This window comes from Marinobacter segnicrescens (assembly GCF_900111555.1).
Classification (GTDB): domain Bacteria; phylum Pseudomonadota; class Gammaproteobacteria; order Pseudomonadales; family Oleiphilaceae; genus Marinobacter; species Marinobacter segnicrescens.
Map to the genome: position 1 here is coordinate 186,469 of NZ_FOHZ01000003.1, position 16,495 is coordinate 202,963.

16 protein-coding genes are annotated in these 16,495 nt (G+C 60.1%); 5 read left to right on the forward strand and 11 right to left on the reverse strand.

Going from position 1 to position 16,495, the window contains the following annotated elements:
• Position 1: 1 nt before the first annotated feature.
• Complete coding sequence (gene trmH / locus BM036_RS05115; RefSeq protein WP_091849161.1) at positions 2 to 709, reverse strand: tRNA (guanosine(18)-2'-O)-methyltransferase TrmH; 708 nt, start codon at positions 707 to 709, stop codon at positions 2 to 4.
• Positions 710 to 888: 179 nt separating this feature from the next.
• Here trmH and miaB point away from each other — a divergent pair, with 179 nt between their 5' ends.
• The 5 genes from miaB to lnt all read left to right on the forward strand — a co-directional run bounded on the left by miaB (position 889) and on the right by lnt (position 6,243).
• Complete coding sequence (gene miaB, locus BM036_RS05120) at positions 889 to 2,235, forward strand: tRNA (N6-isopentenyl adenosine(37)-C2)-methylthiotransferase MiaB (RefSeq protein WP_091849162.1); 1,347 nt, start codon at positions 889 to 891, stop codon at positions 2,233 to 2,235.
• A gap of 193 nt (positions 2,236 to 2,428) precedes the next feature.
• Entirely contained in the window at positions 2,429 to 3,409 is a 981-nt protein-coding gene (locus BM036_RS05125) for a PhoH family protein (RefSeq protein WP_091849163.1), read from the forward strand.
• Entirely contained in the window at positions 3,406 to 3,879 is a 474-nt protein-coding gene (ybeY, locus tag BM036_RS05130; protein ID WP_091849164.1) for an rRNA maturation RNase YbeY, read from the forward strand. The genes BM036_RS05125 and ybeY overlap by 4 nt, the downstream gene beginning before the upstream one ends.
• Positions 3,876 to 4,724: a CorC family transporter gene (locus BM036_RS05135; RefSeq protein WP_091849165.1), complete on the forward strand. Its 849-nt coding sequence runs from the start codon at positions 3,876 to 3,878 to the stop codon at positions 4,722 to 4,724. The genes ybeY and BM036_RS05135 overlap by 4 nt, the downstream gene beginning before the upstream one ends.
• The gene (lnt, locus tag BM036_RS05140) at positions 4,714 to 6,243 is read left to right on the forward strand and encodes an apolipoprotein N-acyltransferase (RefSeq protein ID WP_091849169.1); all 1,530 of its coding nucleotides are present in this window, start codon (positions 4,714 to 4,716) and stop codon (positions 6,241 to 6,243) included. Before BM036_RS05135 ends, lnt begins: the two co-directional genes overlap by 11 nt.
• A 23-nt stretch (positions 6,244 to 6,266) precedes the next feature.
• Here the strand turns inward: lnt and recJ are convergent, their stop codons facing one another.
• The 10 genes from recJ to ffh all read right to left on the reverse strand — a co-directional run bounded on the left by recJ (position 6,267) and on the right by ffh (position 16,275).
• Positions 6,267 to 8,012: a single-stranded-DNA-specific exonuclease RecJ gene (recJ, locus tag BM036_RS05145; RefSeq protein ID WP_091849170.1), complete on the reverse strand. Its 1,746-nt coding sequence runs from the start codon at positions 8,010 to 8,012 to the stop codon at positions 6,267 to 6,269.
• Between the two features lie 42 nt (positions 8,013 to 8,054).
• Positions 8,055 to 9,455: a threonine synthase gene (thrC, locus tag BM036_RS05150; protein WP_091849171.1), complete on the reverse strand. Its 1,401-nt coding sequence runs from the start codon at positions 9,453 to 9,455 to the stop codon at positions 8,055 to 8,057.
• Positions 9,456 to 9,466: 11 nt separating this feature from the next.
• Entirely contained in the window at positions 9,467 to 10,768 is a 1,302-nt protein-coding gene (locus BM036_RS05155; RefSeq protein WP_091849172.1) for a homoserine dehydrogenase, read from the reverse strand.
• A 98-nt stretch (positions 10,769 to 10,866) separates the two neighbouring features.
• On the reverse strand, positions 10,867 to 11,628 hold the full coding sequence (locus BM036_RS05160; RefSeq protein WP_091849173.1) for a thioredoxin fold domain-containing protein: 762 nt from the start codon (positions 11,626 to 11,628) through the stop codon (positions 10,867 to 10,869).
• A 118-nt stretch (positions 11,629 to 11,746) separates the two neighbouring features.
• Positions 11,747 to 12,688, reverse strand: coding sequence for a site-specific tyrosine recombinase XerD (gene xerD, locus BM036_RS05165; RefSeq protein WP_091849174.1), 942 nt, complete (start codon positions 12,686 to 12,688; stop codon positions 11,747 to 11,749).
• 123 nt (positions 12,689 to 12,811) lie between these two features.
• Entirely contained in the window at positions 12,812 to 13,168 is a 357-nt protein-coding gene (gene rplS, locus BM036_RS05170) for a 50S ribosomal protein L19 (protein ID WP_091849175.1), read from the reverse strand.
• Between the two features lie 40 nt (positions 13,169 to 13,208).
• A complete protein-coding gene (gene trmD, locus BM036_RS05175) occupies positions 13,209 to 13,955 on the reverse strand; it encodes a tRNA (guanosine(37)-N1)-methyltransferase TrmD (protein WP_091849176.1) in 747 nt (248 codons plus the stop codon).
• Positions 13,956 to 13,957: 2 nt separating this feature from the next.
• On the reverse strand, positions 13,958 to 14,485 hold the full coding sequence (rimM, locus tag BM036_RS05180) for a ribosome maturation factor RimM (RefSeq protein WP_091849178.1): 528 nt from the start codon (positions 14,483 to 14,485) through the stop codon (positions 13,958 to 13,960).
• A 21-nt stretch (positions 14,486 to 14,506) separates the two neighbouring features.
• On the reverse strand, positions 14,507 to 14,749 hold the full coding sequence (rpsP, locus tag BM036_RS05185; RefSeq protein ID WP_091849180.1) for a 30S ribosomal protein S16: 243 nt from the start codon (positions 14,747 to 14,749) through the stop codon (positions 14,507 to 14,509).
• Between the two features lie 143 nt (positions 14,750 to 14,892).
• Complete coding sequence (gene ffh, locus BM036_RS05190) at positions 14,893 to 16,275, reverse strand: signal recognition particle protein (protein WP_091849357.1); 1,383 nt, start codon at positions 16,273 to 16,275, stop codon at positions 14,893 to 14,895.
• Between the last annotated feature and the right edge of the window lie 220 nt (positions 16,276 to 16,495).

The window sequence follows — 16,495 nt, forward strand, 5'->3', positions numbered from 1 at the left end:
CTCAGTCCTCCGCCAGCTCCGGATGCCGCTGCTTGCGGACCTGGTTCATCCACCCTACCCCGTCAATCAGCTCCCCGGTTTCCGGATCGATCGGCGGGTACGCCAGGTTACGGTCGTCGCAATAGCGTTTGACCGTGGGCTGGCACCATTGGAACAGCAGGCGCATGTAGTCCTCATCCGGCAGCCGTCGCTGGTCGAACAGGCCCGCCAGTTTTCGCTGCCGCTGGGCCTCGGCCAGAATAATCGCGCAGGCAGAGGACACATTCAGGGACTCCACCATGCCCATCATCGGAATGATGATGTGCTCGTCCGCCTGGTCGGAGGCGTTGGCGCTGACCCCATCCACTTCGTTGCCCATGATCACGGTACAGGGCACGGTATAGTCCACCTCCCGGTAATCCACCGCCCGGTCGGACAGTTGGGCCGCATACAGCCTGTGGCCCCTGGCTTTCAGAGAGGCAACCGCCTCGTCCATGGTCGGGTGGGTATGGGTACGAACCCAGTGATAGCTGCCCCCGGCGGTCTTGCGGAACGCCCTGAAACCCTCTTTCGGCCACACCACGTGCATATTGGCCAGGCCAAAGGCATCGCAGGAGCGGATAATGGCGGACAGGTTGCGGGGCTTGTGGACCTGGTCGGTCAGTACACTGAGATCAGGCTGGCGGGTGTCCAGGATCTGCTTGATACGGGCGAGGCGTTCGGGAGTCATAGTCAGGTCTTCTACTGCGGTCGGAGAGCATCAGGGCCGTAAAAGCCCGGCATTTTACCATAACTGACTACCAACTAACCGAGACAACGGTGGTTGATGAATAGCCACACCGTTATAATACGCGGTCCGATTCTGCCAGCGTCCCGCAGGCGCCGAATTCACCAGGTTAGTTGAGACCCATGGCCAAGAAGCTTTACATCAAGACCCACGGCTGCCAGATGAACGAGTACGACTCCGCCCGCATGGCGGACCTGCTCAAGACCGGCGAAGCGGTGGAAATGACCGACACCCCGGAAGACGCCGACATCCTGTTGCTGAACACCTGTTCCATCCGGGAAAAGGCCCAGGAAAAGGTCTTCCACCAACTCGGCCGCTGGAAGGGTCTCAAAAAGCACAAGCCGGAACTGATCATCGGCGTCGGCGGTTGTGTTGCGAGCCAGGAAGGCCAGGCGATTATCGACCGGGCGCCCTACGTGGACATGGTGTTCGGCCCCCAGACCCTGCACCGCCTGCCGGACATGATCACCGAAATCAGGACCAAGGGTAATGGTGTCGGCGTAGTGGATGTCAGCTTCCCGGAAATTGAGAAGTTCGACAACCTCCCGGAGCCCGGCGCCAATGGCCCCTCCGCCTTCGTGTCGATCATGGAAGGCTGCAGCAAGTACTGCACCTTCTGCGTGGTGCCCTACACCCGTGGCGAAGAAGTCAGCCGACCTGTGGACGACGTCATCGTGGAAGTCGCCCACCTGGCCAGCCAGGGCGTGCGTGAGGTAAACCTGCTGGGCCAGAACGTCAACGCTTACCGGGGCGAAACCCACGACGGCGACACCATGGACCTGGCGGAACTCATCGAAGTGATCGCCACCATCGACGGCATCGATCGCATCCGCTACACCACCTCGCACCCGGTGGAGTTCTCGGACGCGCTGATCGACGTCTACCAACGCGTGCCGGAGTTGGTCAGCCACCTGCACCTGCCGGTGCAGAGCGGCTCCGACCGCATCCTGGCAGCCATGAAACGCGGCCATACGGCGATCGAATACAAATCGAAGCTGCGCCGCCTGCGCAAGATCCGCCCGGACATCAGCTTCTCGTCCGACTTCATCATCGGCTTCCCCGGGGAGACCGACAAGGACTTCGAAGACACCATGAAGCTGATCAATGACATCGGCTTCGACGTGTCCTTCAGCTTCATCTACAGCGCCCGTCCCGGCACCCCGGCCTCCGACCTGCCGGACGATACCCCGATGGACGTCAAGAAACAGCGCCTGGCCATCCTGCAGCAGCGAATCAACCAGCAGGCCATGGACATCAGCCGCAAGATGGTGGGCACCACCCAGCGCATCCTGGTCACTGGCCTGTCCAAAAAAGACCCGGGCGAGTACGCCGGCCGCACCGAGAACAACCGCATCGTGAACTTCCGCCACGACAACCCCGAGGTGGTTGGCCACTTTATCGAAGTGGAAATCAAGGAAGCGTTACCGAATTCCCTTCGCGGCATCCCGGTCAACGCGGAGCTATACTGAGAGGCAGTAAGGCCCAACGTCCGATCGGTCGTGATGCGGAGTTATAAGTGAGATTCGCACTAACGCTGGGAAGGCCGTGGGGTGGGGAGGCTTTTCTGCAGGAAAAAGGTGTCTGAGCGAAGCGAGTTCTTTTTCCGAAAGAAAAGCCTCCCCCGCCCCGCGGCCCAACCCCCAAACCGAAACAGAGGAAAGATTGACTACAACCACCGAAGCAAGACAATTTGATCTGAGCCCGGCCGACCAGCGCCGGCTAACCGTCCTGTGCGGCCAGTTTGACGAACACCTCAAACACATCGAGCGTCGCATGAACGTGCGCATCGGCCGCCGCGGCCACCACTTCCGCATCGAAGGCGCCCCGGAGAACGCCACCGCCGCCACCGAAGTCATTCGCCACCTCTACCGGGAAACCGAAGCCACCGACGACATCAGCCCGGAAACCGTCCACCTGTTCATCCGGGAATCCGGCTTCGAGCGCATGCCCGAAGCCTCCGAGTGGGACGGCAACCAGATCGTCATCAAGACACCCAAGCTCCAGGCCCGGCCCAGAGGCAAGAACCAGCAAAAGTACGTCCATAATATCCGCAGCCACGACGTCAACTTCGGCATTGGCCCGGCCGGTACCGGCAAGACCTGGCTCGCTGTCGCCTGCGCTGTGGAAGCCCTCAAGGACGAACAGGTCAAACGCATACTGCTGGTACGCCCGGCAGTGGAAGCCGGCGAAAAACTCGGCTTCCTGCCCGGCGACCTGGCCCAGAAGGTAGACCCCTACCTGCGCCCTCTGTACGACGCCCTCTACGAAATGCTGGGCTTTGAACAGGTGACCCGCCTGATCGAGAAAAGTGTCATCGAAATCGCACCACTGGCCTTCATGCGCGGACGCACACTGAACAACTCGTTCATCATCCTCGACGAGAGCCAGAACACCACCCGCGAGCAAATGAAGATGTTCCTGACCCGCATCGGCTTTGGCTCCACCGCTGTGATCACCGGTGATACCACCCAGGTGGACCTGCCCCGAGGACAGAACTCCGGGCTTATCCATGCCGCCAGCGTACTCAGTAAGGTTTCAGGCATCGGCTTTACGCGCTTCGAGTCCGCCGACGTGGTCCGCCACCCCCTTGTTCAGCGCATCGTGGAAGCCTACGACAACTTCGGTGACGGCGACCCGGTATGAGCCAGCTGACCGTTGATATCCAGCGGATTATCGAAGACGAGACCCTGCCTGGCGATAACGACCTTATTCGCTGGGCTCGGGCCGGCTGGCGGCAGGACCACGATTCAGAAGTCACCGTGCGGCTGGTGGACGAAAACGAGAGCCGGCAACTGAACCACCAGTATCGGGGCAAGGACAAACCCACCAACGTGCTGTCCTTCCCATTTGAAGCGCCACCCGGTATAACAGTGCCTCTGGCCGGTGACCTGGTAATCTGCGCGCCCGTGGTGGCGCGGGAAGCCGCCGAACAGAACAAGACTCCCGAAGAACACTGGGCCCATATGATCATCCATGGCATGTTGCACCTTCAGGGTTACGACCATATTGAAGATGCCGACGCCGAGGTCATGGAAGCCCTGGAAATCCGGTTGCTGGCCGAACTTGGCTATAACAACCCCTATGAGACAGAGGAATCGGAACCACACCCATGAGCGACGATCAGTCGAGTCGCGGCCAGGACCGCAAGTCCTGGCTGGAGCGAATATCCCAGGCTTTCTCCAGCGAGCCTGAGTCCGTCGAGGACGTGCTGGAGATCCTTCGCGACGCCGAAGAACACAACATTATCGACACTGATGCCATGAGCATCATCGAAGGCGCCATGCAAGTGATTGACATGCGCGTCGACGAGATCATGATTCCCCGCTCCCAGATGGTGACCGTGAAGGCCTCCCAGGAACCAAAGGCCTTCCTCAAGGAAATCATCGACTCTGCCCACAGCCGCTTCCCCGTGATTGGCGACAGCCAGGATGACGTGATCGGCGTGCTGCTTGCCAAGGACCTGCTGCCCCTGGCCCTGAACAACGAGCTCAACTGGAACCGAATTCGCGAGATCCTGCGTCCGCCCACCTTTGTACCCGAGAGCAAGCGCCTGAACCAGTTGCTCAAGGAATTCAAGGAAACCCGCAACCACATGGCCATTGTGGTGGACGAGTATGGCGGCACTGCCGGCCTGATCACCATCGAGGATGTGCTGGAACAGATTGTTGGCGAGATCGAGGACGAGCACGACTTTGACGAGGAAACCAACATCAAGCCCCACGGAGATGGCTCGTGGGCGGTCAAGGCGGTGACCTCCGTAGAGGACTTCAACGAATTCTTCGGCACGGATATCGACGAACAGGAGTTCGATACCATTGGCGGTGTCGTCCTCAAGGAATTCGGCCATCTGCCCCGCCGGGGTGAAATCATCAGCTTCTACGGTTTTACCTTCACCATTGCCAACGCCGACAACCGGGTCATCCGGTTACTGCAGGTAACCCGGGACGATGTTGAGTAACCCGCTGGCCCGCGCACCCCGCTGGGCCGCGGCGCTGGTGCTGCTGGTTGCCGGTGCGCTGCAGACGCTGACCTTCTCCCCCTGGGAATGGTGGTGGCTGGGGCCGCTATCTGTTGCCCTGATACTTTCCGTTACCCTGTTCCAGACCGGCCGTCAGCTTTTCCTGTCGGGCTGGCTGACTGGTCTTGGCCTGTTTGCATCCGGTGTCACCTGGATCTACGTCAGCATCAGCGAACACGGCAACACATCCATTCCCGTCGCCGTATTGCTGATGACGCTGTTCGTGGCCGGCCTGGCGCTGGTCCACGGCATTGCCTTCTGGGGCTGGGGCAAGCTGGCAAAGGAGAGCCCGGTTCGCCGGCTGATCCTGTTTCCGGCGGTATGGGTGCTGACCGACTGGATCCGCGGCTGGCTGCTCACCGGCTTTCCCTGGCTGTATCTGGGCACCGCCCACGTGGACGGCCCGCTGGCAGGCTGGGCACCACTGGCCGGCGTTCATGCCATCACGCTGATCATTACCGGCACCGGCGCTGCACTCTATGGGCTCTATAGCCTCGTCCGCAGTCGCAGATACGCACCTGCAGCCATTCTGGGTGTTTGCACGCTGGCGCTCTGGCTGGCCGGTCCGGCCCTGAACCGCTTTCCCTGGACCGAAGTCAGCAATAAGCCCCTCACCTTTGCCACCATGCAAGGCAACATCCCCCAGCAGATCAAGTGGGATCCGGATTTTCTCCGGGACCAGCTAATGGTTTACCTGGGCCTGACGGAAGAGGACTGGGACCGGGACATTATACTTTGGCCGGAAACCGCCATCCCCATCACCCAGGACGAAGCCGGGCCCATCATCGAGCATATCCGCTCGAAGCTTGGTGAGGAGAGCGTGCTGATCAGTGGCATCCCCTGGTACACCTACAGTACCAACCGGGAAGACTACACTTACCACAACTCCATACTTGCCATTGGCGACGAAGGCGGCGGTGTTTACCACAAGCAGAAACTGGTGCCATTCGGAGAGTACGTGCCCCTGGAGCAGTGGCTACGGGGTATTATCGGTTTCTTTGACCTGCCCATGTCCAGTTTCAGCCCCGGACCGAAATACCAGGACCCGCTGATAGCCGGGGAGGCCAGGCTAATGCCCGCTATCTGTTATGAGGTGGCCTACCCGGACTTTGTAGCCATGAACGCACGCCGGGGCAACCTGCTGGTGACCATCAGTAATGATGGCTGGTTCGGCGATTCGATCGGCCCTCACCAGCACCTGCAGATGGCAAGGATGCGCGCCCTCGAAACCGGGCGCTATATGTTGCGGGGCACCAACAACGGGGTAACGGCGGTGATCGACAATAAAGGCCAGATACGTGGCGATATTCCCCAGTTCGAGCGGGAAGTGCTCACCGGCGAGCTGCGCACCGTCAGTGGCAATACCCCCTTCATGCTCACCGGTTCCTGGCCGGTACTGACCCTGGCGGCCATCCTGGTCGTCTTCGTGCGGGAGCGCGTGATTCCGAAGAACCGTTGACCACCGAACCGGAACCCGGCTGGTCAGCGGCTAGTGTCCCGTCTGGGTTCCAGGTAATCGATCAGAAGTTGCAGGCTGGTGCGCCCGCGAAAGGTGTTGGCGTCCGGCTTGTACACCACCCGGGCACCGCAACGGGTAAAATCTGGCACTTCCGGGCCGGTGTTGAACGCGATTCCATCTACCGCCACCTGTCCATCCACCGGCTGCAATACCATCTTCAGATGGTTCTCCCCCACAATCCGCTGGCTGATGACCCGGAATTCGCCGTCGAACAGGGGTTCCGGGAAGTGCTGCCCCCATGGACCTGCTTTCTTGAGCAATTGCGCCGTTTCAAGGCTCATTTCCGACGGGCTCAGTGGCCCGTCGGTGACAATGGCTGCCTCCAGGTCTTCCGATGTCAGCGTATCGCGAACGGCCCGGTCAAAGGCCTGGCTAAAGCGCTCCAGCTGGTCCCGCTCGATGGTCATTCCCGCGGCCATGGCGTGACCACCAAACTTTTTCAGCAGGCCAGGATGGCGGGTGTCCACAACCGCCAGGGCGTCCCGGATATGGAGGCCTGGAATAGACCGGGCCGACCCCTTGATATGAATCCCGTCATCATCCGGCGCGAAGGCAATCGTAGGTCGGTGAGTCTGCTCGCGGATCCGCGCAGCAAGGATGCCGATTACCCCCTGGTGCCAGTCCGGATCGAACAGCGCCAGCCCCCAGGGCAGTCCTTCCAGGTCCAGCGACATGGAAGCCAACAGTTCCTGGGCCTGGGCCTTCATTTCCCGCTCGATGGTCCGGCGTTCCCGGTTAAAGCTGTCCAGCTCAGTGGCCAGTCGCCTCGCTTCACCGGGATTGTCCGCCAGCAGGCATGCAATACCGATACTCATATCATCCAGGCGGCCGGCCGCATTCAGGCGGGGACCCACCACAAAGCCAAGGTCGGTGGAGCTGATCGCGGTGTGGTCCCGGCCCGCCACTTCCAGCAGCGCAAGGATGCCCGGCCTTGCCAGGCCCTGGCGGATGCGGCGCAAACCCTGCTCCACGAATATCCGGTTATTGTGATCCAGGGGCACCACATCGGCCACGGTACCCAAGGCCACCAGGTCCAGCAGACTGCCAAGGTTGGGTTCCGGGCTTGGCAGCCGACCCGATTCTCTCAGATATTTTCGCAACGCCGTCAGCACATAGAACATGACGCCCACGCCGGCGGCATTCTTACTCAGGAAAGGACACCCCGGCTGATTGGGGTTAACGATGGCATCGGCGTCGGGCAGGCTGTCCCCGGCGAGGTGGTGGTCCGTGACCACCACCTTCATGCCAGCGGCCCGCGCGGCGGCGATCCCTTCGTGGGCGGAAATGCCGTTATCGACGGTCACCAGAAGGTCGGGAGCCGCGCCCTCCTCCACCAGGCGGTGGATAATACCGGGTGTCAGGCCATAGCCGTCGGCGAAGCGGCTGGGTACGCGGAAATCCACGTCACCCAGGCCGAGCATGGACAGCCCCAGCATGGCAACGGCGGTACTGGTGGCGCCATCGGCGTCGAAGTCGCCGAGAATCAACACCGATTGCTGCCCTTCAATGGCCTCAGCCAGCAGGGTGACAGCACGATCGATACCTCTGAGCGATATCGGCGAGGCAAGGTGCTTCAGCGTGTAAGCCAGTTCATCATCCGAGGTAACACCACGAACGGCGTAAAGGCGGCGCAGCAAAGGGGGCAGGTCCCGCCCCCAGTCCGTCACGGTTGACGGACCGGAGCGTCTCAGGATTTTTCTGGGGGTCATAGGAACTCCGGGCGCCCCGGAGGGGCGCCCCAAAGACTCAGGTCAGGCATGTTTCCAATGCTTGGCCATGAAGTCCTGAACGTCGGTCAGGTTGTTGCCCAGCACGGTATAACGCTCTTCCCGCTCGAACAGATCCGCCATATGGGCGGGCAGCTGCGGCTTAACTGTCAGGCCGGCCTCGGCAATCGCATCCGGGAACTTGGCCGGGTGCGCGGTGCCCAGGGTGATCATGGGCACGGCCGGGTCGCGGCGACAGCTACGGGCTGCCTTGACCCCGATGGCGGTGTGGGGATCCAGCAGGTACTCGTTCTCTTCATACACCTGGCGAATTGTCTCGCAGGTGGTCTTGTCATCCACCGCATCACTGTCAAACAGCTTGCGGGCATGGCGCCAGCGGTAGTCCTCGATGCTGACCGGCCCCTTGGCCGCGTTTTCCAGCAGCAGTTTCACAGCCGCACCATCACGACCGTGAAGATCAAACAGCAGGCGCTCGAAGTTACTGGACACCATGATGTCCATACTCGGAGACAAGGTGTGCTCCAACTGATGCTGCTCGTAGCGATTACCACTCATGAACCGATGCAGGATATCGTTACGATTGGTGGCAATTACCAGCTGGGAGACGGGCAGCCCCATCTTCTTCGCCAGGTAACCCGCGAAAATATCCCCGAAGTTACCGGTAGGAACGGAAAACGCCATGGAGCGATCCGGCCCGCCCAGTGCCAGCGATGCCTGGAAGTAGTACACAATCTGGGCCATGATCCGCGCCCAGTTGATGGAGTTCACTGCCGCCAGTCTCGCCTTGCCGCCGAGGAAGGACTGGTCGCCAAAGCTGGCTTTCACCATCCGCTGGCAGTCGTCGAAGTTACCCTCGATGGCCAGGTTATGGATGTTGTCGCCCGGCACCGTCGTCATCTGACGGCGCTGCACCTCAGAGACCCGCTGGTGCGGATGGAGAATGAAGATGTCCACATGCTCGCAGCGACGACAGCCCTCTATGGCCGCCGAACCGGTATCTCCGGACGTAGCACCCATGATCACCGCGTGCTCATTACGCTTCGCCAGCACATAGTCCAGCAAGCGGCCCAGCAGCTGAAGAGCGAAGTCCTTGAACGCCAGGGTCGGCCCCCGGAACAGTTCCAGCACCCACTCATTGGTATCCAGCTGAACCAGCGGCGCTACCGCCTTGTGGGCAAACACGCCGTAGGTTTCGTCCAGCATTTTCCGGAAATCCTCCTCCGGAATTGCATCGTCAACAAACGGGTACATGATGTTGAATGCCAGTTCGCTGTAGGACAAACCCCGCCAGCTGCGAATTTCCTCGAGGCTGAAATGAGGAAGGGACTCGGGCACATAGAGCCCGCCGTCAGTGGCCAGGCCGGTCAGCAGGACGTCCTCGAAGCCCAGCGCGGGTGCTTCACCCCGTGTACTGATGTATCTCACGTGCTTACCTGTCAGTTGAAATTTTCTGCGCGGATGCGGACAACCTGGTCATCCACCTCGTCCAGGGCTTCCAGCTCCTCGATGGCCTGGTTGACCTGGCGCTCCTGTACGGTGTGGGTGAGGATGATCACTGGAATCCGGCCATCGTGGACCTCGGATTCCTTCTGCATGATGGATTCAATATTGATGCCGTGTTCACTGAGGATCGACGCCACCTTGGCCAGCACACCCGGACGATCCAGGGCCTGGATACGGAGGTAGTAAGCCGACTGGGTGTACTCCATGGGCAACACTTCCAGGTCCTCAATGGCCTCCGGTGCGAAGCCAAGATAGGGTACCCTCCCCTGGCCTCCAGCCTGGATGGTTCGAGCCACATCAACAATGTCAGCAATCACGGCAGAGGCAGTGGCTTCATCGCCGGCACCCGGGCCGTAGTACATGGTCTGGCCCACGGCATCACCATCCACCAGTACGGCGTTCAGGACACCATCTACCTGGGCGATCAGGTGGCTCTGGGGCACCAGCGTGGGATGGACCCGAAGTTCAATGCCACCTTCACGGCGGCGGGCGATACCAAGGTGCTTGACCCGGTAACCCAGCAGCTCGGCATGGGCAATGTCGTAGGGAGTCAGGCGGGAGATACCTTCGGTGTAGGCGCGGTCAAACTGCAGTGGCACACCGAAGCTGGCCGAAGCCATGATCGTGAGTTTGTGGGCGGCGTCGACACCCTCCACGTCGAAGGTCGGATCAGCTTCCGCGTAACCCAGGTCCTGGGCCTCCTGCAGCACTTCGTTGAAGGGACGTCCCTTGCGCATCTCGGTCAGGATGTAGTTGCCGGTACCATTGATGATACCTGCCAGCCAGTCGATCCGGTTGGCCGCCATGCCCTCACGGATCGCCTTGATCACCGGAATACCACCGGCCACACCAGCCTCATAGGTAACCGCAACACCCGCCTCGGCGGCCGCTTCAAAGATCTCATTGCCATGGACGGCAATCAGCGCCTTGTTCGCAGTGACCACATGCTTGCCGTTGGCAATGGCGGCGAGGACCAGCTCACGAGCTGTTTCATAACCGCCGATCAGTTCCACGACCACATCCACATCGGGATCGTTGACCACGTCCATGATGTCGGTGCTGAATGGAATATCACCAAGGTCAATGTCATCACGCCAGGTACGTGTAGCCACTCGTACCGTGCGGATAGCGCAACCAGCACGGCCGGCGATCAGACCGGCATTCCTGGCCAGCACATTGAATGTTCCGCCACCGACGGTCCCCAAGCCGCAGATTCCGACCCTGACTTCTTTCAAGCTTCACCTCAATGCCCGATGGATGATAATCGTGGGGCACTAGTATACCGATTAGCCGGGCTCAGAACAGCACCACCCGGCCAATATCGGGCATGGGCTCAGAGCAGGCCGAGCCCCTGTGCCAGCTTGTCTGCCGGTATGTAGCCGCGAATCATGTTGCCATCTTCTGTCAGGATGGCAGGGGTTCCGGTTACACCCACTTCGCGGCCCAGCTGATACTGGTCTGCCACCGGGTTATCACAACTGGCCTGCGACACCTTTTCTCCCGCCTTGGCCCTGTTCATGGCTTCGAGCTGATTGTCAGCGCACCATACTGACTCATACTTGGTGAAGGACGGCGTACCAGGGCCGGAACGGGGAAAGGCATAGTAATTCACGGTGATGCCCAGCTCGTTGAGTCGGTCCATTTCGTCGTGGAGTTTGCGGCAGTATGGGCAGTCAATATCGGTGAATACGTCAATCTCGGCTTTCTGTTCACCAGTGGCCGGATAGGTAATCAGACCCTCATCGCCAAACGCCGCCATGGTGTCTGCACGCTCCCCTGAACGCGCCTTTTCAGTGACGTTGACAACCCCCTGGTCGGTCAGTTGCAGCAGCTCGCCAGCCAGGATGTACTGACCATCCCCGGTAGCGTAGATCATGTCACGATTGTTCGTCCGCACCTCATACAGGCCAGGCACGGCGGACTCTTTCACCGCATCGACCCGAAGGCCCGGGACCGCCTCGCTCAGCCGCTTGGTAATGGCTTCTTCCGGAGTTTCCGCTACTGCCTGGGGAGCCGCCAGAAACAGGCTCAGCACCAGGGCGGCTACCAGGCCAGTGGACTCGCCACGAACGAAACGGGATAACAGTTGCTTCATGGATAACCCTGCTTTATCAAAAGGGATGGATTAAGGTTTCGGCGCACAGTAGATCAAAGCCCTGCCCCGGGGGCAATTGCTCACTGACTGGTTTGTGACTGACCCGCAGTGAAAAAGTTCAGCCCCGGGGGTGATGGGTTTGATGCAGGTCCTGCAGGCGCTGGCGGGCAACATGGGTATATATCTGGGTTGTCGACAGGTCGGCGTGCCCCAGCAACATCTGCACGACCCTCAGGTCCGCGCCATGGTTCAGCAGGTGGGTCGCGAATGCATGGCGCAGGGTATGGGGTGACAGCTTCTTGCTGATACCGGCCCGGCCGGCATAGTGTCGAATGCGGTACCAGAAAGCCTGGCGGCTCATGGCGCTGCCCCGATTGCCGGGAAACAGGTCATCCGAGACCTTTCCGCGCAACAGGTCACCCCGAGCCTCATTCATATACCGAAGCAGCCAGTCGATTGCCTCCTCCCCCATCGGCACCAGTCGCTCCTTGTCGCCCTTGCCGGTAACCCGGATAACACCCTGGCGCAGATTCACCTGGTCCACCCGCAGGGAAACCAGTTCACTCACCCGCAGGCCGCAGCCGTAAAGGATCTCAAGCATGGCCCGGTCCCGCAGCTCCAGTCGCTCGTCCTGTACCTTTTCGTTCAGCGGCTCGTTGAGCAGGGCCTCGACATCAGCCTCTGTCAGGGTATCTGGTAATCGGCGAGCAAGGCGTGGACTTTCAATGCGCAGGGTGGGATCTTCCGATATCAGCTGCTCCCGCAGGAGATAACGATAGAACCGGCGCAAGCCGGACAGGCGCCTGGCCGCTGTGGCATTCTTGCGCCCCTGAACAAACGCTGAGGATATCCAGTCCAGCAGATGCTGGCGACTTACCCCGTCCAAGGCAGGGGCACCGGGGCGCTCAACAAGCCACCGGGAGAGCTGACCCAGGTCGCTGCCATAGGCGGATCGGGTTTTCTCCCCCAGCCCGTCCTCCAGCCAGAGCGCATCAAGAAAACGCTGGATGAGACGCTCATCGTCTTCGCGAAGGGCTTGCCTGCGACCTCGCTCTGCCATTCTGGAGCCCCCTAAACGGCGCACTCAAACCCCAAACATGAAAAAGGGCAGCCGAAGCCACCCTTTTTCACTCCTGCAAACAGCATACAACCCTGCCCGCAGTGATACCCGCCAAGCTGATACTCAGCCCAGCTTCTCCTTGATCCGCGCGGCCTTGCCGGACAGTTCACGGAGGTAGTAGAGCTTGGCCTGACGCACGTCACCGCGACGCTTCACGGAGATGCTGTCGATCAGCCTGGAGAACGTCTGGAAGGTACGCTCAACGCCAACACCGTAGGAAACCTTGCGTACGGTGAAGGAAGAGTTCATACCACGGTTACGCTTACCGATAACCACGCCTTCAAAGGCCTGCAGACGCTCACGGTTACCCTCGGTTACGCGGACCTGGACAACCACGGTGTCACCCGGAGCAAACTCGGGAACTTCCCGGTTCATCTGCTCCGCTTCAATCTGACTGATGATGTCGTTCTTGCCACTCATCGTTATGTGCTCCTGATACCCAATCTCATAATGCCCTGATTCAATCAGAGGCACCCGGTTCGTTTAAAATCTCGTCCAGCAGCTCACGCTCTTCGTCCGTCAGCACCCGCTGCTCCAGCAGGTCGGGGCGTCGCTCCCGGGTTCGCCTCAGCGACTCTTTGAGCCGCCAGCGCCGGATCTGTTCGTGGTGACCGCCTAACAACACATCCGGAACTACCTGACCCTCGTAGACTTCGGGCCGGGTGTAGTGCGGACAATCCAGCAGACCGTCAGCAAAGGAATCCTGCTCCGCTGACTGCGCATGACCCAGCGCTCCGGGGATGAGGCGTGTAACCGCATCAATGACGGCCATGGCCGCCAGTTCGCCACCGGAAAGAACAAAGTCTCCCAGCGACACTTCCCGATCGACTTCCGTCGAGATCAGGCGTTCGTCCACCCCCTCGTAACGACCCGCCACGAGGATCAGACTGTCCTGTGAAGCCAGCGACTCCACCACCTGCTGATCCAGCCTTTCACCCTGGGGTGAGAGGTACACCACACAGGCGTTTCCCGGCGCCTCCTCGCGGGCGGCATGGATAGCATCCCGCAAGGGCTGGATCTTCATCAGCATGCCGGGGCCGCCGCCGTATGGCCGGTCGTCCACGGTGCGATGCCGGTCATGGGTAAATTCCCGCGGGTTCCAGCTGTGAAAGGTCAGCAGACCTTCACGAACTGCCCTGCCGGTAATCCCGTAGTCGGTGACCGCACCAAACATCTCGGGGAAAAGGCTAACCGCGCCAATCCACACCCTCAGAACTCCGGATCCCAGTCGACAACGAGCTTGTCAGCCGCCAGGTCCACTTCCCTGACTACCTGGTCAGGGAGATAGGGAATCAGCCGCTCACGCTGGTCTATCGAGGCATCGTCTGCCCGCACGACCAACACATCGTTGGCACCGGTCTCCATCAGGTGGTGCACCCTGCCAAGGCGCTCACCCGCTACCGTGACTACGCTGAGTCCTTCCAGCTGATGCCAGTAGTACTCACCTTCCGGCAACGGCGGCAGTTCCGATAACGGAACCCGTATTTCAGCGCCGCCGTAGGTCTGCGCCAGGTCACGGTCATCAATACCCTTGAGCTTGACCACAATGCCGGGGCCATGGCGCCGGCCAGCTTCAAGCTCTGCCGGAATACGCTTGCCGTCATGGAGCAATGTCCAGTGCCGGTAGTTCAGAATTCCGTCAACGGGGTCTGTGTAGGAGTAAACTTTCAGCCACCCCTTGACCCCGAAAACCGAGGTAATCCGGCCGATCACAGTTTCCTGTGGATGCTGTGTCATGCCAGGTCCCCGGTAAAGCGCTTACTTGGCAGCAGCCTTCAGCAGCTGTGCTACACGCTCGGAAGGCTGCGCACCCTGGTTAATCCAGTACTGCACGCGTTCCTGGTCAACACGCAGACGCTCTTCCTGACCACGAGCTACCGGGTTGAAGAAGCCTACACGCTCGATAAAACGACCATCACGGGCGTTACGGCTGTCGGTTACTGCCAAGTGGTAAAAAGGACGCTTCTTGGCGCCGCCACGAGCCAAACGGATTGTTACCATTTCGACCAATATCCTGTTCAGTTGTACGAACTTTGTACGATGCGTACGGTATGCCTTGGCAGCCGCACGTCGACCCATACTCGAAAGGGGCGCTATTCTATGCTAATTCCCCGGTAAAGAAAACAGGCAACACGTCCCGATTTCTACATACGCCCAAATGGCGGCATACCCCCTCCACCAGGGGGCATCATACCCTTCATTCCGCGCATCATGTTCTGCATGCCGCCCTTCTTGCCGAACTTCTTCATCATCTTCTGCATCTGCTTATGCTGCTTCAACAGGCGATTGATGTCCTGGATCTGGGTGCCAGAGCCAGCCGCAATACGGCGCTTGCGGGAATTATTGATGGTATCCGGGTAACGACGCTCTTTCGGCGTCATGGAACAAATGATGGCTTCCATCTGACCGAAGGTCTTGTCGTTGACCTGGCTCTGGGCCATCTGGGCCATTTGCCCCATGCCCGGCAGCTTGTCCAGCAAACCGGCCATACCACCCATATTCTTCATCTGCTGAAGCTGGTCGCGGAAGTCCTCGAGATCAAAGCCCTTACCCTTCTTGATCTTCTTGGTGAGCTTTTCTGCCTTTTGCTTGTCCAGCTTGCGCTCGGCCTCCTCAATAAGGGAGAGCACATCCCCCATACCGAGGATCCGCGACGCCACCCGATCAGGATGGAACGGCTCCAGGGCGTCAGATTTCTCACCCACACCCATAAACTTGATGGGCTTACCGGTAATATGGCGCACAGACAGGGCGGCACCACCGCGGGCGTCGCCATCCGTCTTGGTAAGCACCACACCGGTCAACGGCAGGGCGTCACTGAAGGCCTTGGCGGTATTGGCGGCATCCTGGCCGGTCATGGCGTCCACCACGAACAGCGTTTCCGCCGGGTTGACTGCCTTATGGAGGCGGCCAATCTCACCCATCATCTGCTCATCAACGTGGAGCCGGCCGGCAGTATCCAGAATGACCACATCCACATGCTTCTTGCGGGCCGCGTCAATGGCACCCTCGGCGATGGCAACCGGGTCCTGGTCTGCCGAGCTGGGGAAGAAGTCCACACCAACTTCGCCGGCGAGGGTTTCCAGCTGACGGATAGCGGCGGGCCGATAGATGTCGGCACTGACCACCATTACGGACTTCTTCTCACGCTCCCTCAGCAGGCGCGCCAGCTTGGCAACGGTAGTGGTCTTACCGGCACCCTGCAGGCCTGCCATCATGATGACGGCGGGCGGGCGCACGGCGAGGTTCAGCTTTTCATCACCGGACCCCATTACATGCTCCAGCTCCTGCTGGACCACTTTCACAAACACCTGGCCCGGAGTCAGGCTGCGCTGGACCTCCTGCCCAAGAGCCCGCTGCCGAACCCCCTCAACAAAGGATTTGACCACTGGCAGGGCAACGTCGGCCTCAAGCAGGGCCATGCGAACTTCCCGCAGGGTTTCCTTTATATTGTCATCGGTCAGCCTGGCCTGGCCGGAAATTTTCCTGAGACTCCCCGAGAGTCGGTCTGTCAGGTTTTCAAACATGGTGGTATCCGTAGCCCTGAGAATGAATCGCTGAAACGGCAGCGCCCTGTTTGCCGGACACTGGTGACCGGGCAATTCCGTGTAGTTGTGCCGGGACATGACGCCGCACGCAAACCGGTTGATTCCGGTTGCACAATCACGACATTATAACCAGACTAACGCGCTGAAACGACCAGCCCGGTCATTTCGGTATGCCGAAACCCGAAAGCCCGGACCCTAT